This is a genomic window from Komagataeibacter swingsii, from assembly GCF_003207895.1.
Classification (GTDB): Bacteria; Pseudomonadota; Alphaproteobacteria; order Acetobacterales; family Acetobacteraceae; genus Komagataeibacter; species Komagataeibacter swingsii.
In genome coordinates, this window is sequence record NZ_NKUB01000013.1 from 1 (window position 1) to 26,993 (window position 26,993).

The window sequence follows — 26,993 nt, forward strand, 5'->3', positions numbered from 1 at the left end:
GCGTCAGATCTCCCTCAACCATATCCTGCACTGGTCACGCTTCAGACGAATACATCAGGCAAAAGCCTACGCCTCTCACATCAAAACACAACTGTAGTGCTAGGGCCTGTTAGGTCTTGAATAACAGAACGGACTGCATAGCTGTTTATGATGAGCATGATGCAGTCTGTCTTTTCTGATGCCGCCTGGTCCGTCTGGGAGCCTTTGATCGAGGAAGTCCGTCCGAAGGGCAAGACCCCACCGAAAAACCTTCGACGGACGATCTCCGCGATTTTCTGGCGCCATCAGAATGGCGCGAAATGGCGCGCCCTTCCGCCTGAGTTTGGTCCCTGGTGGATTGCCGCACAGTTGTTTATTCGCTGGTCGAAGCTTGGTGTGTGGCAGCGCCTCTTTGAAAAGGTCAGAGGCTCGGAGCCGGCATTGGGCATGGTCTTTCTCGATGGCACGACGATCCGTGCCCATCACAAGGCGGCCGGGGCCGCCAAAAAAGGGGATACAGTGAGCGCTGCAGAGACCGTGAGGCGCTTGGCCGCTCACGTGGAGGCTTTGGCACCAAGGTCTGTGTAGCTGCGGATGGACATGGTAAGGCATTGTCCTTCACACTGTCGCCCGGACAGGCACATGAACTGCCATCCGCTTATGCCCTGCTCGACGACCTGCCACACCCACCGACCTATGTTGTTTGTGATCGCGGATATGCTTCGCATAAATTCCGTGAATATCTCTGAGACCGGGGATCTCGTCCTGTTATCCCGCCAAGGAAAAATGATCCAGAAGTCGCCTGTCCCAAATGGGCTTACAGGCACCGACACCTGGTCGAAAACCTGTGGGCAAGGCTCAAGGAGTGGCGGGCTGTCGCGACCCGATACGAAAAGACAGCCGCATCTTTCCTCTCTGTCATCCTCATCGCGGCTACAGCAGACTATATCAAGGCCTAACAGGCCCTAAACATCTAGGGATGGAGAAAACATGGCAAGCGCCGGAAAACCAGCGCTTTGATACAGCATGTTGTCTATTGATGAAGGAGAATGGTGGAGGGAGTTGGATTCGAACCAACGTAGGCGTACACCAGCGGATTTACAGTCCGCCCCCTTTAGCCACTCGGGCATCCCTCCGGGTTGGCGCGGTAATTACGGGGATTGGTGGGGGGTGTCAATAGGAAGTGTGAAAAACTTCACCCATGCCCGGTTTGGGGGCATGACGCAGGCTGCGGTTGGGCTTAAAGAACGGTCATGAACATGCGCACTCCCCGTCGTCGCGGCGCGTCAGCCGCCTCATCCGCCCCGTCCGCCCGTCCCGCATCCGACCGGGGTGGTCGGGGCGGGCGGGGTGCGGCTTCGGCCCCGCGTGGCACATGCTGGCTGTATGGGCAGCATGCGGTGCAGGCGGCACTGGAAAATCCGGCGCGCAAGCTGCGCCAGCTTCTGGTCACGGCTGAAGCACAGGAAGCCCTTGCTGCCCGGCTGGAAGGCGGTTTCCCCATCCAGCCGGTACGCACCGAACGTGCCCGCCTTGATACGCTGTGCGGTCCTGATGCGGTGCATCAGGGCATGGCGCTGCTGGTGGATGTGCTGACCCCGCCCGACCTTGATACCGTTCTGGAACGGCCCGGCCCCGTGCTGGTGCTGGATCAGGTGACGGACCCACGTAATGTGGGGGCCATCCTGCGTTCGGCCGCGGCGTTCGGCGCGGTGGCGGTTGTCATGCAGGACCGCAATGCCCCGGACGAGACGGGCACGCTGGCGCGGGCGGCATCCGGCGCACTGGAAATCGTTCCCCTGATCCGGGTGGTCAACCTGTCGCGCGTGCTGGATGCGCTCAAGGCCCGTGGCCTGTGGGTGGTGGGACTGGACGCAGGCGGCGGCATACTGGATGGCGCGTCCTTCAGCCAGCGCCGCGTGGCCCTGGTGCTGGGGGCGGAAGGCGCGGGCCTGCGTCGCCTGACGCGGGAACATTGTGACGAGATCGCGGGTCTTGCCATGAGCAGCGACATGGAAAGCCTGAATGTATCCAACGCGGCGGCCGTGGCCTTGTATGAGATGTACCGCCATCGCTGACGGCCGCGTAAAAAACCATAAAAGCTTCACCAGAAAATTCTGTCTTCAATCCCGTGCGATATGGCACCGGCCATCATCATGGCTGTGGTCATAATCGACATTCTGGTTGGCCGTGCCGTCCCCATGCACGATCCGCGCCATGCGGGCGGGATGGGCTGACAGTACCGACAGGGCTTCATCCGCCGCCCCGTAATGCAGCCCCGCCGCATCCAGCACGCTGGGCGGCAGGGCCGCAAGCGTCAGCGGGACATGCGCGTTGTCCCGCGCGGCCTGTACCGCCTGCGGGTGGGCCGCCTGCCACGCGGCGGATGTCCACAGGTAGAACGGTATTTCATACGCGGCGCGCACATCCCCATGCACGGGAATGCCGCCTGAACATTCCGCAATCCGCACCCCATGGTCGGATACGTAGAACAGGGCGGCTTCCCCCCCATGCGCCGCCAGCGTGGCACGGACATGGGCCAGCATGTGGTCGGTATAGGCAATGCTGTTGTCATAAGCCGTGCCAAGGCTGGCAAAACCGCGTGGAAAACGATCGGCCGCGTTTTCATGGCTGCCGAACAGGTGCAGCACGATAAAGGCGCGCCCGTGCGCATCCGTAATGGCATGGTCTACGACCGGCAGCATGCGTTCGTCCAGCACCGGGCTGCTCATCAGCCCGTCATGCACGGTGGTGTAGGCGATATGGCGCGCCTGTTCCGAATACGCGCCAATCACGCTGTCATATGGCCCCAGGCGCGGGTGGTTGCTGATCCACCACGTATCGAACCCCGCCGCGTTGAATACGGATACCAGGTCACGCCCCGGCGCAGCCCCGGGCCGCAGGCGGTCATAACCGGACAGAATGACCGGTACGGCGCCCACCGTGTAATCAAAGGGGGTGACCATGTCATCAAAGCGCACCAGCCCCGGCGCCTGCTCCATTTCCGGTGTGGTTGCGGGGCCGTATCCATAAATATGGTGATGGTCCCGCCGTGCGCTTTCGCCGATCACCAGCACGATCACCTGGGGCGTGGCGGGCGGCGGGGGATTGAAATGGATCGGCTCATGGCTGATCCGCCGCGCCATGTCGGTCACGCGCCGGGTTTCACGCCGGGCGGCGACATAGCCGGTCGCCATGCTCCACGGCCATGCCCGGTCAAAACGCGAATGGATGGGCACCATCGGGTTTTCGGTCCCATCGCGCGAAGGGGGCAGGCGCCCCCACAACTGCACGGTCGGTATAACGATCCACCCCAGCAGCACGGCAACACAGGCCATGCGCGTGCGGACCCGCCAGCCCACGACCGCCCCACGCGGCCGCGACAGGTAGCATCCGGCCAGCACCACCCACACCAGCGTCCATAGCCCCAGATAGGGCAGCACCGGCCACACATACCCCACCACAACGGGAAAGGAGCAGTAGAACAGGATCAGCCACAGCGGGTATCCCGGCGGCACACCACTCATGCTGATGTAATACAGCGCCGCAGGCAGCAGCACGACCACCGGCAGCAGGCATGCCAGCAGCACCCGCCTGCTGTTGAACACCAGCGCCACCACCACCCACAGCACGACCGACCGCACGATCCCCTGCAACGCCGTGCAGGCGGGCAGCAGCGCAAGGATGGCCATGAGGCCAAGCAGCATGTCGGGCCACAGGCGCTGGAATGCGGCCTGCCTGCGGGCCGGGCCATGGAAGAAGCGGGCGGTCATGACCGTTTCATGTCATACGCCCCCGCCCACGGGTAGCCCCACCGAGCGGGGTGGCGGCACGATGATGGCACGTTTGTGAATGAACCCACATGCGGCAATGCTTTTTATCCCCTGTCGGCACGCCTAATAATGCGACCGCCGGGAGGCCCGCGCGCGAACGGGCGCCAGAAAGAAAAAACACGCAAAAACAGTAATCATTTAAAGGCAGACAAACGTACCATGGCAAAAATAAAGGTCAAAAATCCCGTTGTCGAAATGGATGGCGACGAGATGACCCGCATTATCTGGCACTTCATCCGCGAACGGCTGATCCTGCCGTATCTGGATATCGACCTGAAATATTACGACCTGGGCATCCGCCATCGTGACGAGACCGATGACCGCGTGACGGTGGAAGCCGCCGAGGCCGTGCGCCGCTATGGCGTGGGCGTGAAATGCGCCACCATCACCCCCGATGAGGCACGGGTGGCGGAATTCGGCCTCAAGAAGATGTGGCGTTCGCCCAACGGCACCATCCGCAACATCCTTGATGGCACGATCTTCCGCGAACCGATCATCTGTTCCAACGTGCCGCGCCTTGTCCCGCACTGGACCCAGCCCATCGTGATCGGCCGCCATGCCTATGGTGACATCTACCGCGCCGCCGAAACCCGCATTCCCGGCCCTGGCAAGGTCACCCTGCGCTACACCCCCGCCGATGGCGGCCCCGAACAGGTGCTGGACGTGCATGACTTCAAGGGACCGGGCGTGGCGCTGGGCATGCACAACACCCGCGCCTCGATCGAAGGGTTCGCGCGCGCGTCGCTGGCCTATGGGCGCGACCGCAAGCTGCCGGTCTACCTGTCCACCAAGAACACCATCCTCAAGGCCTATGACGGCATGTTCAAGGATGTGTTCCAGGAAGTGTACGAACGGGAATTCAAGGCCGAGTTCGAAAAGCTTGGCCTGACCTACGAACACCGCCTGATCGATGACATGGTGGCCTGCGCGCTGAAGTGGAAGGGGGGCTATGTCTGGGCGTGCAAGAACTATGACGGCGACGTGGAAAGCGACATCGTGGCACAGGGCTTCGGCAGCCTTGGCCTCATGACCTCGGTGCTGCTCAACCCGACAGGCGACGTGGTGGAGGCCGAGGCCGCCCATGGCACCGTGACCCGCCATTTCCGCGAATACCAGAAGGGGCGGCCCACCAGCACCAATCCCATCGCCTCGATCTTCGCATGGACGCGGGGCCTGGCCTATCGCGGCAAGTTTGATGACACGCCCGACGTGACCCACTTCGCCCATACGCTGGAACGCGTCTGTGTGGAAACGGTCGAGGGTGGCCAGATGACCAAGGACCTTGCCCTGCTGGTCGGCAAGGACACCAAATGGCTTGATACCCAGCCCTTCCTTGACGTGCTGGATGAAAAGCTGCGCGCGGCGCTGGCTAGGGCGTAAGAACGCGAACGGGACGGCTTACTGGCCGTCCCGTTTTGCATGGACCCCGCTGATAAAAGTTTTTGGGTGCCGCGCTGGTACCCGTCATGCATTCCATCCTGTCCCCGGTCCTGCGCCGCAGGTCCCGTCCCATGATGGCGGCAGGGTCATGCCTGAACACATAATCGTCATCACCGGCCAGAACCGGGGAAAAAGCCCGATAAAAAAATCAGGGTATGCAATATAGACCTACCCATTCGGGTAGGATGAGATTATATAGGCCCCATGCACGATCCAACGCCGCAGGCGTCGTCTCCGGTTCCCTCACAGGGAACGCCATGGCTGGAAAGCGGCCTGGAACGACTGTTCTTCCGTGCACGGTGGTTGTGCGCGCCGCTGTATCTCGGGCTGACGGCGGGGTTGCTGGTCATACTGGTCAAATTCTTCCAGACCGTGTGGACGCTGGTCAGGCACAGCTACACGCTGGAATTCGATGATGTGTTTGTTGGCATCCTCGACATGATTGACCTGGTGCTGCTGGCGAACCTGCTGCTGATCGTGATGTTCGCGGGATATGAGAATTTTGTTTCCAAGCTGGATGTGCGCAGCCACCGGGATTTTCCCGACTGGATCGGGCACGTCACGTTCGGGGACATCAAGATAAAGCTCATGGCCTCCATCGTGGCCATGTCCGCAATCCATGTACTGGCGGATTTCATACGGGTTAATGAAATCTCCAGCCGGACACTGGCCTGGAGCGTGGGTATCCATCTGGCCTTTGTCGTGTCGGGCCTGATGCTCGCGATGATGGACCGGATGATGGAACCCCCCGCCACCCCTACAGGGTCACAGGCGGAATCGGGCGGCCACTGACAGGTTGCCATGGCCGTTACGACGGCCACGAACATGGCGCCCCGGCGGGCGTTGCAGGCATGGATTGGCGCCTGAGGGCACTCGCACCCGTTGATTTGGGGCGAGGTGAAGGCGTTCATGCCCCATTACAATCACATTTACGTGATAGTATAGGACTGTTTCCGTCGCTTTTATTTGGCATGGGCTTACTAAAACCAAGGGCCAGAGCATGTTTTGACATATAAACGGCATCCGGAATACCGTTTATATGGGTCTGTTTCTGTCGATTGCCCCTATGTTAGGTAGCCACATGCGCCTGACCCTGCACACCGATTATGCCTTACGCACCCTGCTATACATGGGAATCCATGCGGACAGACGCGTGTCGATCCATGAGATCGCCAACGCGTACGACATATCCGAAAATCACCTTGTCAAGGTCATTCACCGGCTGTCGCGCCTTGGGCTGATTGATGCACGACGAGGTCGGGGTGGGGGGCTGTTGCTGGCCCATGACCCCAGGGACATCCGGATTGGCGATGTCGTGCGCCAGACCGAGGATGACATGCGCCTTGTCCATTGCGAACCAAACGTCGATGCCGCAAACGGCACCGGCTGCATCCTGTCGGACATGTGCCGCCTGCGCGGGGTGCTGTCGCTGGCGCTGGGGGCATTCATGAAAGTGCTGGATGACACGACACTGGCCGACCTGCTGCCGCCAGAAGAACATGCCATGCTGCGCGAACGCCTGCCTGGCCCCCACCTGCCCGCCCCGCCCGCCGGGCAGGCCACGCCCACGGACAGGCCGACGCTACAATAAATCCTGCCCGCGCGGGGGTAGCCGATGGCGACCTGGTTACGCCACCGGCGCCCCGGGTGCATCCGCATCCCTGGCCTGCACGGCCGCATCCGCACGGGCTTCACGCAGGGCCTGCTGGGTCAGGCGTTCTTCATTACGACGCAGGAAAAGGGCGCTGGCCACCAGTCCGGCAGCCACTGCCAGCCCCATTGCGATACTGGCCGGGCCGGATACCTGCGTCACCTTGCGGCCAAGGTAATACGCACCCGTGGCATACCCCCCCGCCCAGCACAGGCCACCCAGCGCATTGAACACCATGAAGCGCGGCCACGGCATATGGTTCGCCCCCGCCAGCAGGGCGACGAATACCCGCAGCAGGGCGATGAACCGCCCGAAAAACACGATGCCGCTGCCATGGTGACGGAACAGGAAGCGCCCCAGCAGCAGCCGGTCCGGGGTCAGCTTGATCCGGGCACCATATTTCTGCAGCAGTGGCAGGCCGACCCGGCGCCCGATCAGGTAGCCGATATTATCCCCGATCACGGCACCCGCCACCGCCGCAAGCGCCACCCACTGGATATCCAGCTTATGGGTCGCGGCGCAGTAGATGGAAGCTGAAATGATCAGCGTTTCAGCCGGCAGCGGCAGCCCCATGCTTTCCAGCATGACGATGAAGGTGATCACCCCATATCCATAATGCTGGAACAGGTATTCAAAATGATGCAGCAGCGTTCAGTCCTCCATCGCCGGGAAACGGGCACGGGCCATGCACCCCGCATGCCGGCAGGACCGGCCCGGGATGCCAACAGGTGGGTGGAAGCGCATCACCTGAATATGACCGGCCTGGAACCCGGCAGGCACAATGGGTGAAACAGGACGGCAGCAAAACCGGCTTTAGCGAATATCTGCCACCCGTTTTTTTTCCTGTCCTGTTCCCCGCCCTTTACGCCAGACCGGCATCCGGTGCCCTGACCGGGCAACGCTGGTCATGATCCGTGCCGCCCGGGGATGCAGCACCGGACATATCCCGCGCCACGGGCAACGGGCAACCGGCACGCCCGGCCGGATCGAACCCGGCGGCCCTAGCGCCTGATCCACTCCCGGCGTTCGGGCGCGCGCCGTTCCCATCCGCGCCGTTCCAGTTCCGGCGTGCTGGCAGGCCGGGCCGGGTAGCCCACGCACAGATAGGCCACCAGCTCCAGCGCGGGGTCCACATCCAGCATGGCCTTGATCCGTTCGGGGTCGATGATGGAAACCCAGCCCACCCCGATTCCCGCCGCCGTGGCCGCCAGCCAGAACGTATGGATGGCCATGACCGTGGACCATGTGGTGGTCTGTGGCATGGTCCCCCGCCCCAGGCCACGCCCCTGTGCGGGTTCGGGGTGGGACAGGACCGCCACATGATGCGGCGCATCATCCAGTCCCGCCAGTTTCAGCCGGGCATAACGCTGGGCATCCACGCCCGCGCGGTCCGACAGGGCACGGGCGTTGCAGCGGGCAAAATCCGAGCGCACCGCCGCGCGGCGGTGCGGGTCATCCACCCTTACGAAGCGCCATGGTTCACTCAATCCCACCGACGGGGCAAGGCAGGCGGTGCGCAGCAGGCCATCCAGCACGGGTTCGGGCAACGGGTCACGGCGGAAATGGCGCACGTCACGCCGCCAGCGGAACAGGTCGTGCAACTGCTCCCTGAAAACGGGAGAAAATTCGGGCATGGAAGTCATGCCCCCTCTTTCGTTCATTGCAGGCGGTCTGTCACGTCCTGGATGCCGTCCGGGTCTGCGGGCGCGGGTTGCGGCGCCCCCCCTTCCTCCGGTGTCAGGGGGGCGGCATAGGCCGGGTCTTCCTCGAATTTGGAGGCTACTTCGCGGATTTCATCAAAACTGGCCTTGTACCAGTCCACCTGCGTATGGGTATGGCTGTTCACGACAAAGCTCAGGAACGCGGGGGCGGCGCTTTCCTCAATGCCATACAGCGCCTCATCCTCGCCGCCGCTGCCGCCTTTCGCATGGAAGACGAAGTGGCAGCTCACCGCATCCGTGTATCGCAGGAAGGTATGGTAAATGATGGTCGGCACGATTTCATGCATGGCTTGCCCGATATAATAGGCAGGCTGCCTGCTGATGATCGCCGGCGTGACATTATCCAGTATCCCTTCGTTTTCCAGCGCGCTGGCACTGTCGATAAAGCGGGACTGATTGATCGTGACCGTCACCCCGCACTGGCGCACGTGATAGGCGCTGGTGACCGTAATGCCGAATTTCTCGTAATCAGGCAGCTTGTTGAACGCGGTCGTGGCTGCATGGGCTGTTCCCATCTGCGCCAGCATGGCTGCCGCAAGCCATGCCGCACATCGTGGCATATGTTTACCCATGTCCTTTCGCTGCTCCCCATGTGGCTGCCGGTCAGGTGTATTTTACGCTCCTGTCATGTGTCGTCCAATGAATATGGCGGCGCACCGGAATGCGCCGCCATATGATCATGCGACAGGACCAGCCTGCCTGCGGGTCGGGACTGTCAGGTACGGTCCCAGCCCCGCAGCGCCTGCAGGGAGGGCGATCCCTCCATCCCCGCATGGCAGCCCGATGGCACGGCGACACTGGGCAGCGTCGCGAGCAGCATCATCCCCTGCCTGCGGTAGGCGGCCGCCACCCAGCCCACGACGCGCTGACGCATGGACCGGATCGGAAGGGGATGGGAAGAAGGGGAAAATCCCACGGCGGGGACAGGAGAAAAACTACGCATCGAGGCGTTTCCCGTGAGCCTAGCGGGCGAGACTGCCGCATGCTGCTCCTGCGCGCACGCTACGACGCAACCGGGGGGTTGGAAATACGATATTTTCGCAGTTTTTCAGGGCGATCCATGCTTTTTTCGCAAGGCTTATTCCGGCGGGTGTTGCATGGAAAAGACACCTGCCGGAAGCCTTGCCGGCTCAGATGCAGCCAACCTGCCACGACGCCCGCCATTCCTGTCCGGGCTGCAGGTGGAACACGCCCGGGCGCGTGGAAAAATCACCCCTGAACCCGACCGGGCTGGCCATGCCATGCCACGGTTCGATACACAGGAAACCCGCGCCGGGCTTCATCCATATGCCCAGTTGCGGGAAGCCTTCCCATGTCAGGCGCAGGCCCGGGCCACCGGGGATGCGATAGGCCAGTCCCGTGCTGGCGGGCCGGTCGAAAATCAGCGCGTCCGCCGCGAACAGGGAGTCGTCAAGATGCAGTACCCGCCCGGCAACCGGGGTGGAGAAGGATTCGGGCAGCAGCAGGCCATCCTTCAGGCGGCGCACGCCCTCAGGCTCCGGCTGGTCGAATTCAATGATATGCCGGTCCTTGGGCATATCGGCGGCCAGCGGCCATATGAAGGCGGGATGCGCCCCCAGCGACGCGGGCAGGACACGGCTCGCGTCGGGATTGGTCACGCAGTACCCGACCCGCAGCCTGCCCTGTTCGATGCGGTATTCGATGACAAGGCTGAAGGCGAAGGGATAGATCCGGCGCGTGGCGTCGGTGTCGCACAGTTCAAGGCGGCAGCCCGTCTCGTCACGTTCCAGCCAGCGGAAGGTGCAGTCCCGGGCAAACCCGTGCTGGGTCATGCGGTACGCCTGCCCGTCCACCCACGCCGTATCATCCACCAGCCGCCCCACAATGGGAAACAGCACGGGTGAATGCCGACGCCACGGGTCCCCCCCGCCCCATAGCAGGTCACGCCCGCCCGCGCGCAGGGCGCACAGTTCCGCCCCGTGGGCACGCACGCTAGCCGCGAGTCGGCCATCGCCAAATGTATGGGTGTCTTCCGTCATGCTGGTGGCTCCATCCGTTTTCATGATGGCGCCTACCATGCACGATCAGGGGGCGACCTGCCTATTCATGTGAAGCAGGGATGGTCGCCGGAGACGGGGGGGCGGATGCGGTCTTTGCGTCGGGCGTCAGGCTTATGGTCAGGCGTTCGACGGAAAACGCCAGTCGCGCGCCGCTGCTGCGCGACGTGAACTTGATATAGATCCCGTTGTTGTTTTCCATGACGGCGCCGCCCTTCCCCGCGCCAACCGTCGCCTCGCCCTGGACGGACCAGTATGTGCCTTCGATATCCTGGATGCGGTACAGGTTATAGACGGTGCCAGTGGCACGGGTTTTGGAAAAGCCGATGGCCGCGCCCGAGCCGCCACGGATGCGGAAAGGATAGTCGTGTCCTTCAAACGTCAGGACCCCTTTCCCCCATGACATGCCCGCCCCCAGATCGGCGGCTGACAGGGTAAAGGCGACCGTCGCCGTATGTTCACCCAGCGCATCCACCGCATGGGCACAGGTGAAAGGCACGATACCGGACAGGGACACAGCCGCCACGGCGGCCAGAGATACTAGGCGCAAAAGCGAACTCCATGACTTCTGGCGGGCAGGGTCGCCCCGGGTCCTTACGTAACGGACATAATTTCCATGTCACCATTGCACTGTGCCGCACAAATAGCAGCCATGCAAACTATATCATGGACATGATCCCAATGGGTTGCGGTTTATTTTCCCCCGCCGGGGCGAACGGGCGCAAGCTGGGCGCGGGCCTCGCCATTGGGCTGGGCGGCAGTGTGCAGGTTGACGTAAACCTGACCATCCTGAAGGGCCTGCGCCTGTTCGGCCGACAGCAGGACGGACCCGTGCTGGCCGGATTTATAGGGGCTGGGAATGGGCACCAGCACGCCGGCTTCCTCGCCAGCCGGGGCGGGACCATGGAAATGGGCGGCGACCACCGGGCCGCTCAGCCCCGTCCAGGTCAGGGTATATTTCACAAGGTTCGTGCGCGTATTCAGCGTCGCCTGCACGGTGCCATCGGGCTGGCTGGTCGTGCCATGTTCAGGGGTGAAATGCCCTTCCAGACGCACGGTGGCCGCAAGGGCGGGTGACGCCACCACGATGCTGGCGGCGACAAGGGCGGGCAGGGCGGGAAAACGGATCATGTCGACCTCCATCACAGGCTGGGCCTGCGAAAATGTTCTGTTGCTGAAGTCATGGATAACGCAGCGAATGCCTGATTGGGTGCATGATCCCTGACAGGGCGCAACACAAAACATGATCGGGCGAAGGGGCCGGTCCCGCATCCGGTGGACGGGAAGCTGTTTGCAAGGCCAGCCGGGGAAACCGCCTGCAATCCAGGGTCGTTTCGGGTGAGGCTTTTTGCGAAAAGCTTCGGGGAATGCCGCCCGTGGCTACCAGGGATGGGAATCGGAAATGAAACGCCCGGCATCGGTAATCATGCCAAAGGCGTAATAACAGGCTGCAACCCCCAGCAGCATCAGCAGGCCGGACATAATGATACGCATCCATGCCATGTGCCATTGCCACGCCGGGGTTGCAAGGGCAGTACGCGCTAGCCCACGCCCGTCCCGCCGGCGGCGCCATAGACTTGGCCCGTGATGTAGCTGGCCTCCGACGCGGCCAGCAGGACATAGACCGGGGCCAGTTCCACCGGCTGCCCCGCGCGGCCCATCGGGGTCTCGGCGCCAAAATTGTGTATGTTTTCCTCCGTCTGGCCGCCACTCACCTGCAGCGCGGTCCAGAACGGGCCGGGGGCCACCGCATTGACGCGGATGCCACGGTGGACCATCTGCTTGGCCAGCGACTTGACGAAGGCGACGATCGCCCCCTTGGTCGCGGAATAATCCAGCAGGATTTCCGACGGGCTGAACGCATTGACCGACGCCGTGGCGATGATCGCGCCCCCGCGCGGCATGAGCGGGATGGCCGCCTTGCTCAGGTAAAACAGCGCGTAGATATTGGTGCGGAAGGTCTCGTCAAACTGTTCGTCGCTGATATCAAGGATACTGTCCTGATGGCGCTGGCGACCGGCATTGCTGACCAGTATGTCCAGCCCGCCCAGTTCCCGGTGCGCGCGCTGCACCAGGGTATCGCAGTATTTGCGGTTCCGCAGGTCACCGGGCAGGGCCACGGCCTTGCGCCCGGCCGCGCGGATCAGGGCGATGACTTCGCGCGCGTCGGGTTCCTCGGCTGGCAGGTAGGCAATCGCGACATCCGCCCCCTCACGCGCATAGGCGATGGCGGCTGCGCGACCGATGCCAGAATCGCCGCCGGTAATCAACGCCTTGCGCCCCGCCAGCCTGCCGGAACCACGATAGCTGGTTTCCCCATGGTCGGGCCGTGGCGTCATCTTGCCTGCAAGGCCGGGCCAGGGCTGTGACTGCTGGGGAAAAGGCGGGCGGGGATAGGCGTTTTCCGGGTCCACCAGCGCGGGTGTGGGGGCCGCCATTTCCGCGGCGCGGGACCGGCTGGCGCCAGCGGCGGTGACAAGGCCGGCCGCCGCCACCCCTGTCAGGATCTGGCGGCGGGATGAAGTATGGCTGTTATCATCTGGCATGGTGGTCTGCTCCCTGTCGTGGGCGGGTCCATGGGATCACGTTCACGACTCTGAACAGCCCGCCCATCCCGACGGTTGCATGAAAACCGGCCTTCTGGGCCGCCCGCAGGTCAGGGCAGGGCTGCAATCCCGGTGATTTCGACCTTCCAGCACGGATCGGCCAGACGGGCTTCCACCGTTGCGCGGGCGGGTTTGGCGGCCGGGTCCAGCCATGCGTCCCATGCGCGGTTCATCGCGGCCATGTCGCCCATGTCGCTGAGGAAAACCTGCACCGACAGCAGGCGCGCCTTGCTGGTCCCCGCTTCCGCCAGCAGGGCGTCGACCTGGCGCAGGATGTCGGCTGTCTGGCCTTCGGCATCAAGGGTGGGATCATCGGCCACCTGCCCGGCCAGATACACGGTATGCCCGTGCACGACGGCGCCGGTCAGGCGTTCCTCAGGTTGCAGGCGTTTGATGGTCATGGATGGCTCCTTCGGGCTGGTGCTGGTGCTGGTGCGGGTTCATGCCCGGCCCGGTCGGGTGCGCGAATCGGGCGGGACGTGGAAACGGTGGGTAATATCAAAAAACCGGGCATGGGCCACAAGCTCGCGCACCAGTATTTCCAGATAGGCGACACTCCACCCCAGGTCGAGGCGACGCGACAGGTTCGCTTCCGTCGCCACACGCGCCCGCACGCAGGCCAGCGCGTTTGCCGTCATGTGGGCCAGACCGGCAGGCGGCTGGCCCCGCCATGTGGCGAAGCCCGCAATCGTGCGTTCCACCGCCTGCCGGGCATCGGGCGGCAGGCTGCCACGCTCCAGCATGCGCCGCAGCCGGATCAGGTTCAGCCCCACGGTCATGGCCGCCAGCACGCCATCCAGATAGGCGTTGGTCTGGATATCCGACATGGAGGCGGAATGGCGGACCAGGCGTGCGAAACGCGCGGTCAGCACATTCACCCATGCACCAGTATCGGGAAGGGCGGGCGCGCGGGCGATGCGGCGCAGGTCAGCCACCATCTGGCGGCGCATGCGCCAGCGTTCCGTGTCCTGGTCAAACGGCAACACCAGCCGGAACACCAGCACGCTGCACCATATCCCCAGGACGACCGCGCTGTTGGTATTGAAAAAGGTCAGTTCGTCCAGCCGCGACTGGTTGCCGGGATAGACCATGAAGGGCAGGAAATTGTTATAGGGCGCGGCCGTGCCCACCGTGCGGGCATCACGCAGTGCAAGCCCGCCCACCATCATGGGCACGAACAGGGACGCAACCAGCGTTTCCCACACCGCCTGCCGGGGCAGCACGACAAAGGTCAGGACAGCCGCCACCACCACCGCCCAGACCGCGCCGCGCAGGAAGCCGAGGCTGTCCTGCACCGGGTTTTCATTCGCGGCAAAACGGCTGCAGGTCACCACCACGAACATGGCGAAAGTCGGCCCGTCGGGCCAGCCCGTCACTTCCCACACCAACCCGCCCACCAGGACCGCGCCCGCTGAACGCACGCCGTTATGCCAGGCATCCGTCCGGTCGCGCCATGGCGGGGTGGAAAAGTGGAAATGGTCATGGGCCGGGGCCACCTGCGTCGCCGCCAGATGCGCCAGCGCCGCATCCAGCCGGACCAGCAGCACCCCGAGCGAGGCATTGAGGATATACCCGTCCAGCAGCGCCTGCGACCCGGCTTCATCCACGCGCACGGGGCCGCTGACGGCAATGATGTCATTGACCAGCTGCTGGCGGCATTCCGCCCCCAGCATGCGGATGCGCGCGCGCAGGCCCGGCACGGCGGCGACGGGATCGGGACCGTCCATCCGCGCCTGAAGATCGGCAAACAATGTTTTTGCCGTAGCCAGCGGCGTGATGAAACCGGGCGGCACGCCACCTGCCTCGCGTATGCGCGCGGCCAGCCCCAGCCCGCGCGACATCACCACCGCGACCGCCGCCAGCGCCGCACGCGCGTGGTCGCCGGCATGGGTGCGGTGCTGCATTTCCACCTCACTGAACTCGATCTGGTCTGAAATGGAAAAGACGGACCCCAGCAGCGTGCGCGAGCGCAGGAACCCGGAATCCCGTCCCGCCATCATGCCCGTCAGGGCCTGCGCCGCCTGTCCCACGCCAGCCGCGACGCGGCGCGTGATCTCCCTGTGCGCGACATCGACCAGATTGGGCGCGAACACCGACGCTAGCCCGCTTTCACACAGGATGCCAAGAAAGATGTAGGTTGAACGCGACATGGCGATGGCGAACACATCACGCGGATCATCCGCCGCATTCAGGGCAATCAGGCCACTGGTGAACGCCATGAGCACCAGCGCATAGGAATGGAAATTGCGCAGGAAGGTCGCAAGCCCGCAGCATATTCCCACCCAGACCGCCAGCACCGGAAAAAACAGCCACGACGACTGTGGCAGGGCCGCGATCAGCGCCACGCCCACCACGGCGCCACACACCGTGCCCAGCAACCGCCACCGCGCCTTGGACATGCTCTGGCCGCGCGAATTCTGCGCCACGATCCATGTGGTCATGGCCGCCCATTGCGGGTCGTCCATTTCCATCCACAGGGCAAGGACCAGCGCCAGCAGGGCCGCGATGGTGGTGCGGAGCGCAAAGCCGAAATCCGCCGCACGCGGGGCATACAGCCACCGGAAACGACGCAGGAAGCCACCCATGACGTCAGGCACGCAGGCAGCGGAGCATCGGGCTGCCGCCATGCGGGCGGGTGGTATCACGCGATCGTGTCATCCATCCCGAATGACAAGAATGCCGCGATAAATCCATGCGTTATAACATGAATAGTTTTTCATGATACGGCCCGGCCCTGTGGCCACGGGGCAGGCTTGCAGCCCTATCCGGAAACTGTCTGGAAAACCCGCTTATGGAACAGCCCACAAATCTTCACGGGCTGCTTTACCGGGGGCACCCATAAAATATTTTGAAAATCCATGATGTCTTTGGTGAAGTTTTTTTCAGGGCCTGTTGGGAATTATGCTTTTCTGAGGCATCTGGATGTGATTCAAGGTCTGTATGGATCGCTTCATACTGACGGATGCCCAATGGGCGAAAATGGAACCACTGTGCCTTGGCAAGAAGACGGATCGGGGCCGCAGCGGGAAGGATAATCGCCTTTTCATCGAGGCGGTCTTGTGGATTGCGCGGACCAGCAGTCTATGGCGGGATCTGCCGACATATTTCGGACATTGGAACTCGGTCTACTCGCGCTACAGCGACTAGATGAAAGCCGGGGTTTTCCAACGAATTTTCGAGGCCGTCTCGGACGACGCCGACATGGAATACGCGATGATCGACGGCACGGTGGTGCGGGTTCACCGTCATGGCCAAGGCGCAAAAGGGGGACCCGAAATCAGGCGATCGGACGCAGTGTGACGGGATGGTCGACCAAGATCATCGCCATGACCGACGCCTTGGGTAACCTGGTCCGCTTCACCCTTATCCCCGGCCAGCATTACGACACGGTTGGGGTTGCGCCCCTTCTTGAACCGGCCGATTTCGGGGCATTCTTGCCGACAAGGCATTTGATGTGCACTGGATTGTGGACAGCATACGCGCGCAAGGCGCCTGTGTGGTCATTCCCCAGCGCAAAAACCGCCTCGACAGACGCCCGTTCGATAAAGCCCTGTTCAAAGCGCGCCATCTTGTCGAGAACTTCTTCTGCAAACTCAAGGAGTTCAAGCGCATCGCCATGCGCAGCGACAAGACAGACAGGTCATTCTCAGCCATGATCTATCTCGTGGCCGCAGTCATCAATTCACGCTAATCCCCAACAGGCCCTGCTAAAAGCTTCGAAGAACGCCGCCTTTTTGGAAAAAGGCGGCGCCCGAAAACTTTTATTACTTTCTATCCGCGTATCGGATGGGAAAAATCCCTTATTTCCCGCTGGGGTGCGTCTTCAGCCATGCGTCATAGCGGCGCTTGTCCAGGCAGTAGGCCAGGTTCTTGTACAGCTGGATGTGACGGATATGCGTCACGTCCTCCTGGCAGGTGATCTTGTCGCTGTCCTGGTACTCGTCCCATGCGGGTTGCAGGACCAGCGCACGCTCCTTTTCGCGCGTGACGCAGGCATTGGTGACGTCGTCGCCGAATTCCGTCGTGCAGTCGTCAACGATCGGATAGTTGGGGAATGTCAGCGCGGGCGCGGGCAGCTTTACTTCGGGGCGGATGTAGAGCGAGTCCAGTTCCCCCTCCGGCACCTCGGCGTGTGCCATGGGGGCGGCGCCGGCTGCCAGCACGCCCAGCAGGGCACAGGTAATGATCTTTTTCATGTCTGTATGCCTTTGTTCAGAACGGGATATGGCGGTCATGTGGCGAATGTGGCCCTGCCGTCGCGCCATGCCAAGGGAAACGGATAAACCGGCATGTGGATTTAGGGTAGTGGCCCCATCCATTCCCGCCACGCTGTCCAGCCATGGACAATCCGCGCCAGTGCGGCATAGCCGCCACCGGCCGGGTGGGCGCCATCGCCGCGCGCGATTTCAGCGCACCACGCGGGATGGGCCAGCAGCGGTTCCCATACCGGCAGGAAGGGCACGGACAACCGTGCGCATAATGCCGCCATGGCGTGCGAGAGCGCCCGCGTGCGCCCATCGGGGCAGGCCCGGCCGACCGGCGGCGGGCCGATCATCATCACCGGCCATGCCTGCCGGGCCTGCTGCACGATCCGTTGGGTCGTGGCGATGGTTTCATCGTGCGGCACGCGGGGCTGCCCATGCGTGGTGGCCGTGCAGTCATTGACGCCAAAGGACAGCACGATGCCCCCGTCGTGGCGTCCCGCCAGCCGGGGCCGGGTTTCGGCATGCCACCGCATGGCGATGTCACGGCTGGTCTGCCCGCGGACGCCCAGATTGTAGGGCGTGATGTCATGGCCTGCCTGCCGTTCCGTGGCGGACAGGCGTCCCACCCATCCCTGACAGGTTTCATCGCCGGTTCCCGTTACGTAGCTGTCGCCGATAAAACAGATTCGCATCCCCGCATGATAGGCATGGCAGACGGGAAAAACCATGGTGGAAAGGATTGGGGTTTCTCCACTTTCCTATTTTGTTCTCATGCTTTAGGGTTGTGGAACAGGTTATGAACACGGGGTGGGAACACGGGGATGCGCGCAGGGATCATGCCGTGGTTGGGATGCGGGCTGCTGCTGGCCCCCCTGGCCGCCATGGCGGGAGAGATGACCCGTCACGTGCCCCCCGCAACCGTGGGCTGCACGCAGCCGGGCGCGCTGCACAGGGTGGCGGGCCTGTCATCCACGGTCGTGCCGGAACACATGCTGGCCCAACTGCATTGCAGGCGGGTGGACGGGACGGGAAACTGGCAGATGCTGGGCCACCATGGCGATGCGGTGCTGCTGCGGCGCCTGCCGGTCCGCAAGGGGGAGGGCGCGCTGTATTTCCCTGCTGCCGTTCCGCAGCCAGTGCCGGGCTGGGGGTCGTCGCGGCCATCCGGCCTGCTGCGCCTTGTCATGGCGGCAATCGGGGCGATGATGCTGTGGCCGCTGGTACGGTATGGCTGGCGGTCTGCGCGCAGGCGGCAGGCATGGCGCGTGTGCAGGCGGCTGGTGGCCCGCCATGCCGATGCCCTGCGTATCCGGCGCAGGCAACTGGTGCAGCAGAACAGCTATGGCGTCGAACGCACGACCAGGTGGCGACGGGAACAGGCGGAATTCATCAGGACCATCGTGCAGCCCGCGCTGCGCAAGGCCCGCCTGCAGTGGGCGTGGCCCATCATCGCGGATCGCGTGCAGGCGCGGATCGAACATGTGGCCAGCCAGAAGCTGTCGGGCGAGGCAGGGCAGGCCGGCAGCGGCTATGCGCCGGACATGGACCCGATTGCCTATGAACGGTATTGCGCCGGACGCCTGCGCGCATGTGGCTGGGATGCGCAGGCCACCCCACCCGGCGGGGACCAGGGCGCGGATGTCATCGCCACACGGGGCGGGATACGCCTGGTGGTGCAGTGCAAGCTGTACCGCAATGCGGTGGGCAATGAAGCCGTGCAGCAGGTTTCAGCGGCCCGGATGCATTACCATGCCGATATCGCGGCCGTGGTCTCCAACGCGGATTACACGAACCCGGCCCGGCAACTGGCGCGGTCCAATAACGTGTTCCTGCTGCATCATGACGAACTGCCCGCCTTTGCCACCCGCCTGACGCGGAAAAAGGCATGATCCTTCGTCATGTCATAACATGACAAAACATGTCTGGCAGGCTGCGCGGCGGGCTGTCCCGGCGTGGCGGGTTCAATCGCGCGATGCCGCGGGAACAGGAGCGGAAGGACGATTGCGCGTGCTCAACCGGACCGTGATCAGCAGATGGGCGATCATACGTGCAGAGTTGCTCATGTGTCATATCTCCTATCCTTCCTATACATGAATCGTTTCACGAAAGCGAAGGTTTCCTGTCGGGATGAGACAATTTTTCCATGCCGTTGCGTTTCCTGTCCGCCGTCCCCATCTTTATGGTCAGATAGGGATGGGATGAGGGACAGGTTTGAGACGACATCGTGTCATGCTGGACGGCCGTGAACTGTATGCGGGTGCGCAATGGACCCATGTCCAGCGATTCGCGGATGCGCTGCGTGCCCGTGGGCATGATGCCGTGGCGATTCGCGACGAAACGCCGCTTCCGGCCCGTGCGCCCCGTCCCCGGCTGACGGGCTTGCCCCCGCGTGGCGGGGCGGCCCGTCGGCGCGGATAGGAGCGTGGCCTATGTCTGCCTGCTGGTTGCGATCGTGGCGGAGGTCACCGCGACTTTCTGCCTGACATTGTCCAACGGCTTCACGCGGCTGGGGCCGTCATGCGTAACCGTGGCCGGATATGGCGTGGCGTTCTATGCGCTGTCGCTGGCGTTGCGCGCCATTCCCACCGGCGTGGCCTATGCCATCTGGTCGGGTATCGGCACGGTGCTTATCACGCTGGTCTGCCGCGTGGTGCTGGGGCAGAAGCTGGACCTGGCGGCGATTGCGGGCATGACGCTTATCATATGTGGCGTACTGGTCATGAACCTGCTGTCCAGCACGGGCCAGCACGGATAAAAAAGGCCGGTCCGTAAACAGGACCGGCCACACACATCAATGCCGGCCCGGGCCGCCACCGTGCCCACCACCGCCACCGTGGCCGCCGCCGCCACCGCCCGGCCCGCGTCCACCCCCGCCGCCATGGTCACCACCACCATGGAAACCGCCATCCGGCCTGCCACCACCGTGAAAGTCACCGCCGGGCCTGTCGCCACCCGGCCTGTCGTGATGGCCGCCATCGCGGCCCCAGTTGCCGCCGCGGTCCCAGCCCCCGCCGCGCCCCATATACTCGGGCACGCCGCCGTAATAATCGCCGTATCCACTATAATAGCCCCCCGTGGGGCCATAATCGTACCCGCCATAATAGCCGCCATATCCGGGGCCATCCACGCAGGCGACAAGCGGACTGGCCAATACCAGTACCGACAGTGACCGGGTCAGTCGTTTCATGGGAAAGAATATCCTTTTTTCCATATACAGCCTCACGTCCTGATCCTGTCAGGTTTCCAACTGTATAAAGAAAAAAGGTATAAAGACGACCATTCCTGGCCGCCATCGCCACAGGTAACGGAGGCGGCAATAGCGCACGCCCTCCGTCGCCTGCGGTTTCAGGGAATGATTCAGGCCGTCTTCAGGTTGTCGGCCTTGGCCAGTTCCTTGACGCGGCGCAGCAGGGAAACGCCATAATCCTCGGCTTCCATGGCGGAGGAAAAGCCGCTCAGCGTGCCGGTCAGGCCACCGATGTTGACTTCCAGGCTGTACTTGCCCTGTGCATCGGGACCACTGGTTGCCACTTTGCTCATGATAGCATCCTAATTCTTGTTCTGTAGGGGCACACGGCGTGCCCGTTCCTGTTTACATGGGATGGGACCGCGCCACGATCCATGCCCGCCGCCGCATGGCAGCCTGTCATGCGGTTATCTTGACAAGGGGACAGGCGATACCGTGCCCCTGCCGGGGCCGGATGTGCCGCCCCCCGATCCGTCCGGCCTGGTTATTTCTGGCGTGCGAGTTCGGCTTCCAGCTTTCTGGCGCGCTGTTCAAGCGCACGGGCGTGTTCGGGCCGGTCCTTCAGCGCAATGGCGTAATCGCGACGGACCTGTTCGAGTTCACGTTGCAGGTCCGTGGCGGATGGTAGGTGATGTTCAGATGACATTGGGCATTCCTGTGTCTTGTATCGGCTTGCCTTTTCATGTCGGGTCATCTTTCCCCTGCCGCAACCTGCCCTTTGTGCGGATGTGGTATGACATTGCCGGACAACGGTTTGTGATACCTGCCATCGCTGGCATGATTGGCGCCTACGGGTGGGACATGGGCCACGGTGGCCCGGTACCCCCGGACAGGACCACCGTAATGGGGAAAGGGAGAACCGGACGTGGATTTCAAGGCAGGCGATATTGTGGTGGTCAGGGACGATGCGGCGGTCAGGCCGGAACTGCGCGGCATGAAGGGCACCGTTGTCGAAATTATTGAAAACGGCCAGATCCGCGTGCGCAGTGACAGCACGGGCAATGACGAATGGTTTGCCGCATCCGAGCTGCGGCATGAATGAACCGCGTCGCGGTCAGTCCCCATCCCACAGGTGCACGAAGGCGTATGGATAGGCGGTGCATGCCCGGACAAGGTGCCGCATCCGCGCGGACCAGTCGCGTGGCGGGACGGAAGGGGTGCGGACTGCCTGCATGACCTTGCTCCTTGCCGGTGTGGGACGCCCCCCGTCGTGGGCACACGCGGTGCATACGCCATGGGGTCCATGAATTCAGCAACGTCATGGCGTTATGAAAGATGCACCGGCGCGGATCACATCCGCATGAATGGCCCCTGATACGCGGCAGGCGCATTGCGGCTGCGCATGCTGTGTTTGGACGATTGCCCGTTCAGGGTGTTAGAAGGACAGGGTGCCGGGCCTGCCGGTGACCGGATCGACAGACAGCGAAGAGATTGATGAATCGCGGCAAGATTGTAAAATGGGTTACCATTGTGTCCCTGCTCCTGATGATTGGCAGCGTGGGCGTTCTGGTGCGCGGCATGACGGCTGAGGGGATCGGCCCGATATCATGGATGGTGGCTGAAGGGCTGGCCGGCCTTGGCCTGCTGGGGCTTGGTGTCATCAACCTCAGCGGCGGGCGCGACTGAATACCCCCACGCCCGCGCCGTACGGGCTAGTTGCCCATGCCCGGCCCGCCCGTTCCGCCGGGGCCATCGCTGGGCGCATCCTGTCCCGGTGATCCGGTCATGCCACCGACACCACCGCTTTCGCTTGGATCACTGGGCGAACGATTGGACTGGCATGCCGCCAGCCCGGCGAGCAGAAGCAGAACGGCAATCTTTTTCATCTGGCTCTTATGTCCTTCAATCACGCTATGGTGATGTATTTAAGGATATTCCCCCGGGAATCAACGGTATTTCCCGTCCCCGCCCGGGAACGCCATGCATCCATGGCGACGTTTCTGATGAAACGTTTTTCAGAAAGCCTGGGGAGGTGCCCCCTTCGCGGAAAAAGGCGGTGCCCGAAGATGCCTGTTTTTCCATCAGGTATCCATTTCCTGGCAGTTCCTTAATGGTGCTGGCGTGACGTGGGTTGCACGCCCATGCGGTAAAGGGTGGTTTCATCATATGTCTGCCCCGGTCTCAGCGTGATACTGGGAAAACCGGGATGGTTGGGGCTGTCGGGGTAGTGTTGGGTCTCCAGCGCCACGGCGTCCGTCTGCCGGTAGGCCCGGCCCGACGGCCCGGCGTAACGCCCATCAAGCGAATTGGATGTATAGACCTGCAGCCCCGGCTGCGTGGTCAGCACATCCAGCACCCGTCCCGATGCCGGGTCCCACAGATGGGCGGCGGGCACCGGCGCGCGCGATAGCCGGGCGTTGACGATCCAGTTCTGGTCATAACCACGCGGGTACATCATCTGCGGGTCCGTATCGCGCAGGCGGTCCCCGATGCGGCGGGGCGTGCGGAAGTCCAGCGGCGTGCCCGCAACGGGTGCGACCGTGCCCAGCGGCAGGGATTTCGCATCGACCGGGGTGAAGGCTTCGGCATTGACCTGCAGGACTTCGTTTTCGATCGACCCGCTGCCTTCCCCATTCAGGTTGAAGTAGCTGTGGTTCGTCAGGTTGACCACCGTGGGCCGGTCCGTTGTCGCGGTGTAGTGCAGGGACAGTTCATTGCCATCGTTCAGGCTGAAGGTGACATGCGTGGTCAGCGTGCCGGGGAATCCTTCATCCCCGTCCGGGCTGACAAGCTTCAGGGTCACGCTGGCGCTGCCGGCGGCAATGCTGGTGTTTTCCACCGTCCATACATGCTTGTCGAACCCCCTGCGGCCGCCATGCAGGGCATTGGTCCCCTCGGTCCGGGGGATGTGGTAGGTATGCCCGTCCAGCACGAAGGCGCCATTGGCGATGCGGTTGGCTACGCGCCCGACCGTCGCCCCGAAAAACAGGCCGCCCCGGGCGCTGTCACGCGTGTATCCCTCCAGCGTCGGGAAACCCAGCACGATATCGGCGATATGGCCGCTATCATCCGGTGCATCAATGGCGGTGATGGTCGCGCCATAGGTCATGACCTGCACGCGCATGCCGTGCCTGTTGGCCAAGGTGAAGCGTTCGACCTCCCGCCCGTCCGGCGTGGTGCCAAACGGCGCGCGGTCCAATGTCACCGGGCCGGCGGGGTCCGCATGCGCCACGGTGGCAACCGCCATCGCCAGCAGCAGCCCGGCTGCGGGAAAACGGCAGCCCGCGCGCGAAAAAAAAGCGTGCATGGAGCATTCCTGTCATTATGGGTTCGATATGAAACCCTGTTATCTGCTGTTTATCTTGCCGCTATGGGTCCGATCCTGCAAAACAGGGCAGTGAATCCGGGTCTGGTGCATATGCGCGCGTTTCGTGCGCCTGAAAGGGAGAAGATGCGATACAGGGTTGTGGCGGCGCTTGTGGCTGCGGGTATTGCCCGGGGCGGGGTGGCAAACGGTGCATGGGCGACACAGGCGCAGGACCTGCCTGCATCCCCGGTCCCGCATGGCGAGGCGGAACTTCAGAAGCTGCCGCCGTACCAGAACAAGGTGAATGAATATATCGACCTTGCATCCATCCAGGTCCATGGCACGCATTCCTCCGCCACCTTCATCCAGGATTTTGACGAGGACATGATCCGCCACGGGCTGCCCTTTGCCTCGGTCCGGTTTGCCGTCATGTACAACTGCGCGGCGGATACGTACCGCACGCTGTCCTATGCCACATGGTCGGGCCACATGGGCACGGGCCGCCGGATTGCCGATGGCCCGGTGCCGCGTGGGGAGATGACGGTCGATCCTTCCCTGCGCGATGGCAGGCGTATCGCATGCGCCCGTGTGGGCCATAATCATGCCGGTGGGCAATAATCCCCCTTTTGGGGATAAACCAGTAAGTTATGTGGATAACAGCGTGGATGGCCCGGCGCGCCACACGCTGCATGGCTGGGGGAACTGCTAAAAATGAACGATCAGGTTTCTGTGGATAGTCATGTCGTTGATGTCGTGGCGGCCTGCCTGCCGGCCGTTGTGGACCATGATGCGGCACCCACCCCGGCACAGGACCAGGCGCGTGTTTTCCTGCGGCGGCTGGAACAGCGGGGGCTGGTGGTCGCCCCGCGCGAAGGCACGGATGGCGCATCGGCCCTGCACCAGATTTCGGAAGGGTTGATCGACCTGTTTTCCAGTGAGGACCGCAAGCTGAAATACAGCGCCCTGCTGGTGCTGTTCCTTGTGCTGGTGGTGCTCTACATCCAGCCGCTGGTCATCCTGTTCGGGCTGCTGCTCAGTGGCGTGGCCTTTTTCATGTTCGCGCTGACACGCCGTAATTCCACCGGCTGATTTTCAGGGCCTGGCGGCGGGTGCGGGGGATGCATCGCCCGTCTGCGCCGGGTTCTTGGCGGGCATGATGTCGTCGCTGCCGCTGGAGCCGGAGACAAGCTGCCACTGCCGCCGGTCATCCTGGTAACGCGACAGGCACATGAGCAGCGCCTGGTATTTCTCCAGCCGCCCCGGATCGCTGACCAGCGACAGGCAGGCGGCGCGCAGGTCGCTGTCGTATCCGGTCCAGTGCGCGGTCAGGGCCGCCTGGCTTTTCTGTTCGGCGCCAATGCATTCCCCATCCGTATCCTGCATCTCGATATGGGCGCGGTCGCAGTTGGCCGCGATATCATATTGCGGCAGCACCAGCCTGCGACCGTGCTGGGTATCGTACGGGTGATGGGCCAGCTTCTCGATATCCACCGCCGGGGCCGCCGCATGGGGGGGCGGGGCGGGTTGCAGTGGCGGCGGCAGGCTTTCCCCATGGCGGGCGGCATATTGCGCCAGGTCATCAAGGGCGGCCATCGCCCCCTTTACCGAAAACGGCACCGGTTCGCGCCCGAACGGGATCAGCGCCCCCGTTGCGGCCTCCTTCAGGGCGCCGACCAGGTTGGGCACGGTGTCGGGCTGCAGGTCGCCACCGGCGGTATCCCACTTCCGCGTATCGCCGAAGACCTGTAGCGCAAGGGTGAATTTGCCGATCATCACCATCGCCGTCTCCACCCCTTTGGGGTTGCGGTAACGGCCGTGGCGCTGGTGGACGGCAATGCCCACCGTACCGCTGGCCGCACGGTAGAACATGATATCCAGCGTGCCCTGATGGGACATGATCATGGGCTGGCCGCCCGGCCCGTTATTGGCGAATATCCAGTCCGGGTCGGCGGCGCGCGCATATGATGTGGCGCAGAGGGTCCCGATTGCCAGGATGGCAGCAGGTAGCAGGCGCATCCCGGCTATTTCCTTCCAGTGTGCATAAAACGTCATCAACGGCCACCATGATAACGGCGTGATCCCCAACTGGCCAATGCCGACCACACAGGTCGCCCCTGTGGCGGGTAAAATGAAAATCTTCTTTAGTATTATTTCTGCCGCCGGCATGGCACGCATCGCGTTGAGGGGCGGACACATTTTGTCGCAGACCGGCCACGATCCGGCGACATGGCGTCCATGCTTTCCCGTCATGGAAACAGGCATGTGGAAATATCTTTCCATGGCCTGAATTATGACAATATATGTCTATATCACGTCACAGTGATGCTGAGTTTGTCCACCACCCCGATTCGTCGGTCTTTGTTGCAATGGGATTGTCGCAAGGTGAACAGGAAACTGAACTTTCTTCTGGGCTGCATGGCGCTGGTCTCCCTGCCGGGCATGGCGGTGGCGCAGTCCTACGATGACCGGCCCCGCGCCATGCCCGTGGCCATGCAGCCGGAAGATGAAAACAGCAGCCCCAGCCCGTCGCAGATGCTGGTGGATGAACGCGCCGGTGGCTGGGTCGCCATTCATCATACGCCCGATGCGGGCGTGCATACCGACCTGTGCATCGCCGGGTCGGAAAGCGAGATCCTGATGTTCCGCGCCGATGCCGATTCGCTACAGGTGCGCAGCGCGGATGACCACTGGACGCTGGCCAATGGGGAAAAGGGCGACATGACGGTAAGCGTGGGGACCTATACCCGCGTGTTCCACATGCAGGCCAATGACGCCACGACCCTTGCCGCTGACATCCGTGCCGATGACCTGGCCCACCTGCTGGACGCCATGGCGACGTCGCACATGGCGGTGGTGAAATTTGGCAACCGCACGACGCTGAGCGTCAACCTGGCGGGCAGCATTCCCGTTCTGGACCGTTTCCGTGGCTGTGCCGAAACCCAGCATTTCGCCAATCTGGGCCAGGGCGCGGGGCAGAAGGCGTCTCCGTTCTAGGCGCGCGTGACCCGCCAGACCTTATGGGGGCGGGAAACGGGTCAGCAGTAAT

The 26,993-nt window shown here is 63.0% G+C and carries 32 protein-coding genes, 1 tRNA gene and 2 pseudogenes; 15 read left to right on the forward strand and 20 right to left on the reverse strand.

The window, feature by feature from the left end; all coding sequences use genetic code 11:
* Positions 1–159 precede the first annotated feature (159 nt).
* Positions 160–938 (forward strand): annotated as a pseudogene (locus CFR76_RS10915) (IS5 family transposase).
* A gap of 91 nt (positions 939–1,029) precedes the next feature.
* Here CFR76_RS10915 and CFR76_RS10920 read toward each other — a convergent pair.
* Positions 1,030–1,115: transfer RNA gene (locus CFR76_RS10920), tRNA-Tyr, on the reverse strand.
* Positions 1,116–1,232: 117 nt separating this feature from the next.
* Here CFR76_RS10920 and rlmB point away from each other — a divergent pair.
* A complete protein-coding gene (rlmB, locus tag CFR76_RS10925; RefSeq protein WP_110557072.1) occupies positions 1,233–2,057 on the forward strand; it encodes a 23S rRNA (guanosine(2251)-2'-O)-methyltransferase RlmB in 825 nt (274 codons plus the stop codon).
* Between the two features lie 45 nt (positions 2,058–2,102).
* Here the strand turns inward: rlmB and CFR76_RS10930 are convergent, their stop codons facing one another.
* The gene (locus CFR76_RS10930) at positions 2,103–3,752 is read right to left on the reverse strand and encodes a phosphoethanolamine transferase (protein WP_110557073.1); all 1,650 of its coding nucleotides are present in this window, start codon (positions 3,750–3,752) and stop codon (positions 2,103–2,105) included.
* Between the two features lie 219 nt (positions 3,753–3,971).
* On the opposite strand from CFR76_RS10930, the gene CFR76_RS10935 reads away from it, so the two are divergent.
* The 3 genes from CFR76_RS10935 (at position 3,972) to CFR76_RS10945 (ending at position 6,843) form a co-directional block, all read left to right on the forward strand.
* Positions 3,972–5,192, forward strand: coding sequence for an NADP-dependent isocitrate dehydrogenase (locus CFR76_RS10935; protein WP_110557074.1), 1,221 nt, complete (start codon positions 3,972–3,974; stop codon positions 5,190–5,192).
* Positions 5,193–5,456: 264 nt separating this feature from the next.
* A complete protein-coding gene (locus CFR76_RS10940) occupies positions 5,457–6,044 on the forward strand; it encodes a TIGR00645 family protein (RefSeq protein WP_110557075.1) in 588 nt (195 codons plus the stop codon).
* Between the two features lie 289 nt (positions 6,045–6,333).
* The gene (locus CFR76_RS10945) at positions 6,334–6,843 is read left to right on the forward strand and encodes an Rrf2 family transcriptional regulator (RefSeq protein WP_110557076.1); all 510 of its coding nucleotides are present in this window, start codon (positions 6,334–6,336) and stop codon (positions 6,841–6,843) included.
* 36 nt (positions 6,844–6,879) lie between these two features.
* On the opposite strand, the gene CFR76_RS10950 is transcribed toward CFR76_RS10945, so the two are convergent.
* The 10 genes from CFR76_RS10950 to CFR76_RS10995 form a co-directional block, all read right to left on the reverse strand.
* Entirely contained in the window at positions 6,880–7,488 is a 609-nt protein-coding gene (locus CFR76_RS10950) for a DedA family protein (protein ID WP_244191898.1), read from the reverse strand.
* A 416-nt stretch (positions 7,489–7,904) separates the two neighbouring features.
* Entirely contained in the window at positions 7,905–8,546 is a 642-nt protein-coding gene (bluB, locus tag CFR76_RS10955) for a 5,6-dimethylbenzimidazole synthase (RefSeq protein ID WP_208623977.1), read from the reverse strand.
* Between the two features lie 14 nt (positions 8,547–8,560).
* A complete protein-coding gene (locus tag CFR76_RS10960; protein WP_110557079.1) occupies positions 8,561–9,184 on the reverse strand; it encodes a hypothetical protein in 624 nt (207 codons plus the stop codon).
* Positions 9,185–9,339: 155 nt separating this feature from the next.
* On the reverse strand, positions 9,340–9,567 hold the full coding sequence (locus tag CFR76_RS10965; RefSeq protein ID WP_025437334.1) for a hypothetical protein: 228 nt from the start codon (positions 9,565–9,567) through the stop codon (positions 9,340–9,342).
* Between the two features lie 187 nt (positions 9,568–9,754).
* Positions 9,755–10,624, reverse strand: a complete 870-nt coding sequence (locus CFR76_RS10970) for an aldose 1-epimerase family protein (protein ID WP_110557123.1) — start codon at positions 10,622–10,624, stop codon at positions 9,755–9,757.
* Between the two features lie 61 nt (positions 10,625–10,685).
* Complete coding sequence (locus CFR76_RS10975) at positions 10,686–11,192, reverse strand: hypothetical protein (RefSeq protein WP_244191883.1); 507 nt, start codon at positions 11,190–11,192, stop codon at positions 10,686–10,688.
* 143 nt (positions 11,193–11,335) lie between these two features.
* Positions 11,336–11,773, reverse strand: a complete 438-nt coding sequence (locus tag CFR76_RS10980; RefSeq protein WP_110557125.1) for a CHRD domain-containing protein — start codon at positions 11,771–11,773, stop codon at positions 11,336–11,338.
* Between the two features lie 410 nt (positions 11,774–12,183).
* Positions 12,184–13,188 (reverse strand): SDR family oxidoreductase, encoded by a 1,005-nt coding sequence (locus tag CFR76_RS10985; protein ID WP_279628927.1) that lies wholly within the window; start codon positions 13,186–13,188, stop codon positions 12,184–12,186.
* 110 nt (positions 13,189–13,298) lie between these two features.
* Positions 13,299–13,649, reverse strand: a complete 351-nt coding sequence (locus tag CFR76_RS10990; RefSeq protein WP_110557080.1) for a RidA family protein — start codon at positions 13,647–13,649, stop codon at positions 13,299–13,301.
* A gap of 39 nt (positions 13,650–13,688) precedes the next feature.
* Positions 13,689–15,893: an FUSC family protein gene (locus CFR76_RS10995; RefSeq protein WP_244191884.1), complete on the reverse strand. Its 2,205-nt coding sequence runs from the start codon at positions 15,891–15,893 to the stop codon at positions 13,689–13,691.
* A gap of 295 nt (positions 15,894–16,188) precedes the next feature.
* Between CFR76_RS10995 and CFR76_RS11000 the strand changes: the two are divergent.
* A pseudogene (locus CFR76_RS11000) lies at positions 16,189–16,939 on the forward strand (IS5 family transposase).
* A 109-nt stretch (positions 16,940–17,048) separates the two neighbouring features.
* Here the strand turns inward: CFR76_RS11000 and CFR76_RS11005 are convergent.
* The gene (locus CFR76_RS11005; RefSeq protein ID WP_110557127.1) at positions 17,049–17,444 is read right to left on the reverse strand and encodes a hypothetical protein; all 396 of its coding nucleotides are present in this window, start codon (positions 17,442–17,444) and stop codon (positions 17,049–17,051) included.
* A 101-nt stretch (positions 17,445–17,545) separates the two neighbouring features.
* Positions 17,546–18,145, reverse strand: coding sequence for a GDSL-type esterase/lipase family protein (locus tag CFR76_RS11010; RefSeq protein ID WP_110557082.1), 600 nt, complete (start codon positions 18,143–18,145; stop codon positions 17,546–17,548).
* A gap of 129 nt (positions 18,146–18,274) precedes the next feature.
* On the opposite strand from CFR76_RS11010, the gene CFR76_RS11015 reads away from it, so the two are divergent.
* The 3 genes from CFR76_RS11015 (at position 18,275) to CFR76_RS11025 (ending at position 20,208) form a co-directional block, all read left to right on the forward strand.
* Positions 18,275–19,342: a restriction endonuclease gene (locus CFR76_RS11015; protein ID WP_110557083.1), complete on the forward strand. Its 1,068-nt coding sequence runs from the start codon at positions 18,275–18,277 to the stop codon at positions 19,340–19,342.
* A gap of 340 nt (positions 19,343–19,682) precedes the next feature.
* Positions 19,683–19,871, forward strand: coding sequence for a hypothetical protein (locus CFR76_RS11020; RefSeq protein WP_110557084.1), 189 nt, complete (start codon positions 19,683–19,685; stop codon positions 19,869–19,871).
* Between the two features lie 4 nt (positions 19,872–19,875).
* Positions 19,876–20,208 carry a DMT family transporter gene (locus CFR76_RS11025; RefSeq protein ID WP_110557128.1) on the forward strand — a complete coding sequence of 111 codons (333 nt, stop codon included), beginning with the start codon at positions 19,876–19,878 and terminating at the stop codon, positions 20,206–20,208.
* A gap of 36 nt (positions 20,209–20,244) precedes the next feature.
* On the opposite strand, the gene CFR76_RS18055 is transcribed toward CFR76_RS11025, so the two are convergent.
* From CFR76_RS18055 to CFR76_RS18060, 3 genes are all read right to left on the reverse strand, one after another.
* Entirely contained in the window at positions 20,245–20,640 is a 396-nt protein-coding gene (locus tag CFR76_RS18055) for a hypothetical protein (protein ID WP_167402109.1), read from the reverse strand.
* Between the two features lie 170 nt (positions 20,641–20,810).
* Positions 20,811–20,993 (reverse strand): hypothetical protein, encoded by a 183-nt coding sequence (locus CFR76_RS11035; RefSeq protein WP_025437346.1) that lies wholly within the window; start codon positions 20,991–20,993, stop codon positions 20,811–20,813.
* 191 nt (positions 20,994–21,184) lie between these two features.
* Entirely contained in the window at positions 21,185–21,346 is a 162-nt protein-coding gene (locus CFR76_RS18060; RefSeq protein WP_167402110.1) for a hypothetical protein, read from the reverse strand.
* Positions 21,347–21,565: 219 nt separating this feature from the next.
* Here CFR76_RS18060 and CFR76_RS18065 point away from each other — a divergent pair, with 219 nt between their 5' ends.
* On the forward strand, positions 21,566–21,742 hold the full coding sequence (locus CFR76_RS18065) for a hypothetical protein (protein WP_167402111.1): 177 nt from the start codon (positions 21,566–21,568) through the stop codon (positions 21,740–21,742).
* Between the two features lie 428 nt (positions 21,743–22,170).
* The gene (locus CFR76_RS11040; protein WP_227001026.1) at positions 22,171–22,326 is read left to right on the forward strand and encodes a hypothetical protein; all 156 of its coding nucleotides are present in this window, start codon (positions 22,171–22,173) and stop codon (positions 22,324–22,326) included.
* 26 nt (positions 22,327–22,352) lie between these two features.
* Here CFR76_RS11040 and CFR76_RS18070 read toward each other — a convergent pair whose 3' ends face one another.
* Together CFR76_RS18070 and CFR76_RS11045 are read right to left on the reverse strand one after the other, a co-directional pair.
* Positions 22,353–22,526: a hypothetical protein gene (locus tag CFR76_RS18070; RefSeq protein WP_167402112.1), complete on the reverse strand. Its 174-nt coding sequence runs from the start codon at positions 22,524–22,526 to the stop codon at positions 22,353–22,355.
* Between the two features lie 221 nt (positions 22,527–22,747).
* Positions 22,748–23,947: an aldose epimerase family protein gene (locus CFR76_RS11045; protein WP_110557085.1), complete on the reverse strand. Its 1,200-nt coding sequence runs from the start codon at positions 23,945–23,947 to the stop codon at positions 22,748–22,750.
* A gap of 144 nt (positions 23,948–24,091) precedes the next feature.
* Here CFR76_RS11045 and CFR76_RS11050 point away from each other — a divergent pair, with 144 nt between their 5' ends.
* Together CFR76_RS11050 and CFR76_RS11055 are read left to right on the forward strand one after the other, a co-directional pair.
* Positions 24,092–24,565, forward strand: coding sequence for a surface-adhesin E family protein (locus tag CFR76_RS11050; RefSeq protein ID WP_244191886.1), 474 nt, complete (start codon positions 24,092–24,094; stop codon positions 24,563–24,565).
* A gap of 93 nt (positions 24,566–24,658) precedes the next feature.
* A complete protein-coding gene (locus tag CFR76_RS11055) occupies positions 24,659–25,036 on the forward strand; it encodes a hypothetical protein (RefSeq protein WP_110557087.1) in 378 nt (125 codons plus the stop codon).
* 3 nt (positions 25,037–25,039) lie between these two features.
* Here the strand turns inward: CFR76_RS11055 and CFR76_RS11060 are convergent, their stop codons facing one another.
* Positions 25,040–25,999, reverse strand: a complete 960-nt coding sequence (locus CFR76_RS11060; protein WP_244191887.1) for a hypothetical protein — start codon at positions 25,997–25,999, stop codon at positions 25,040–25,042.
* Between the two features lie 22 nt (positions 26,000–26,021).
* Between CFR76_RS11060 and CFR76_RS11065 the strand changes: the two genes are divergently transcribed.
* Positions 26,022–26,234: a hypothetical protein gene (locus tag CFR76_RS11065; protein ID WP_146222664.1), complete on the forward strand. Its 213-nt coding sequence runs from the start codon at positions 26,022–26,024 to the stop codon at positions 26,232–26,234.
* 95 nt (positions 26,235–26,329) lie between these two features.
* Entirely contained in the window at positions 26,330–26,941 is a 612-nt protein-coding gene (locus tag CFR76_RS11070) for a hypothetical protein (protein ID WP_244191888.1), read from the forward strand.
* Positions 26,942–26,993: the final 52 nt, after the last annotated feature.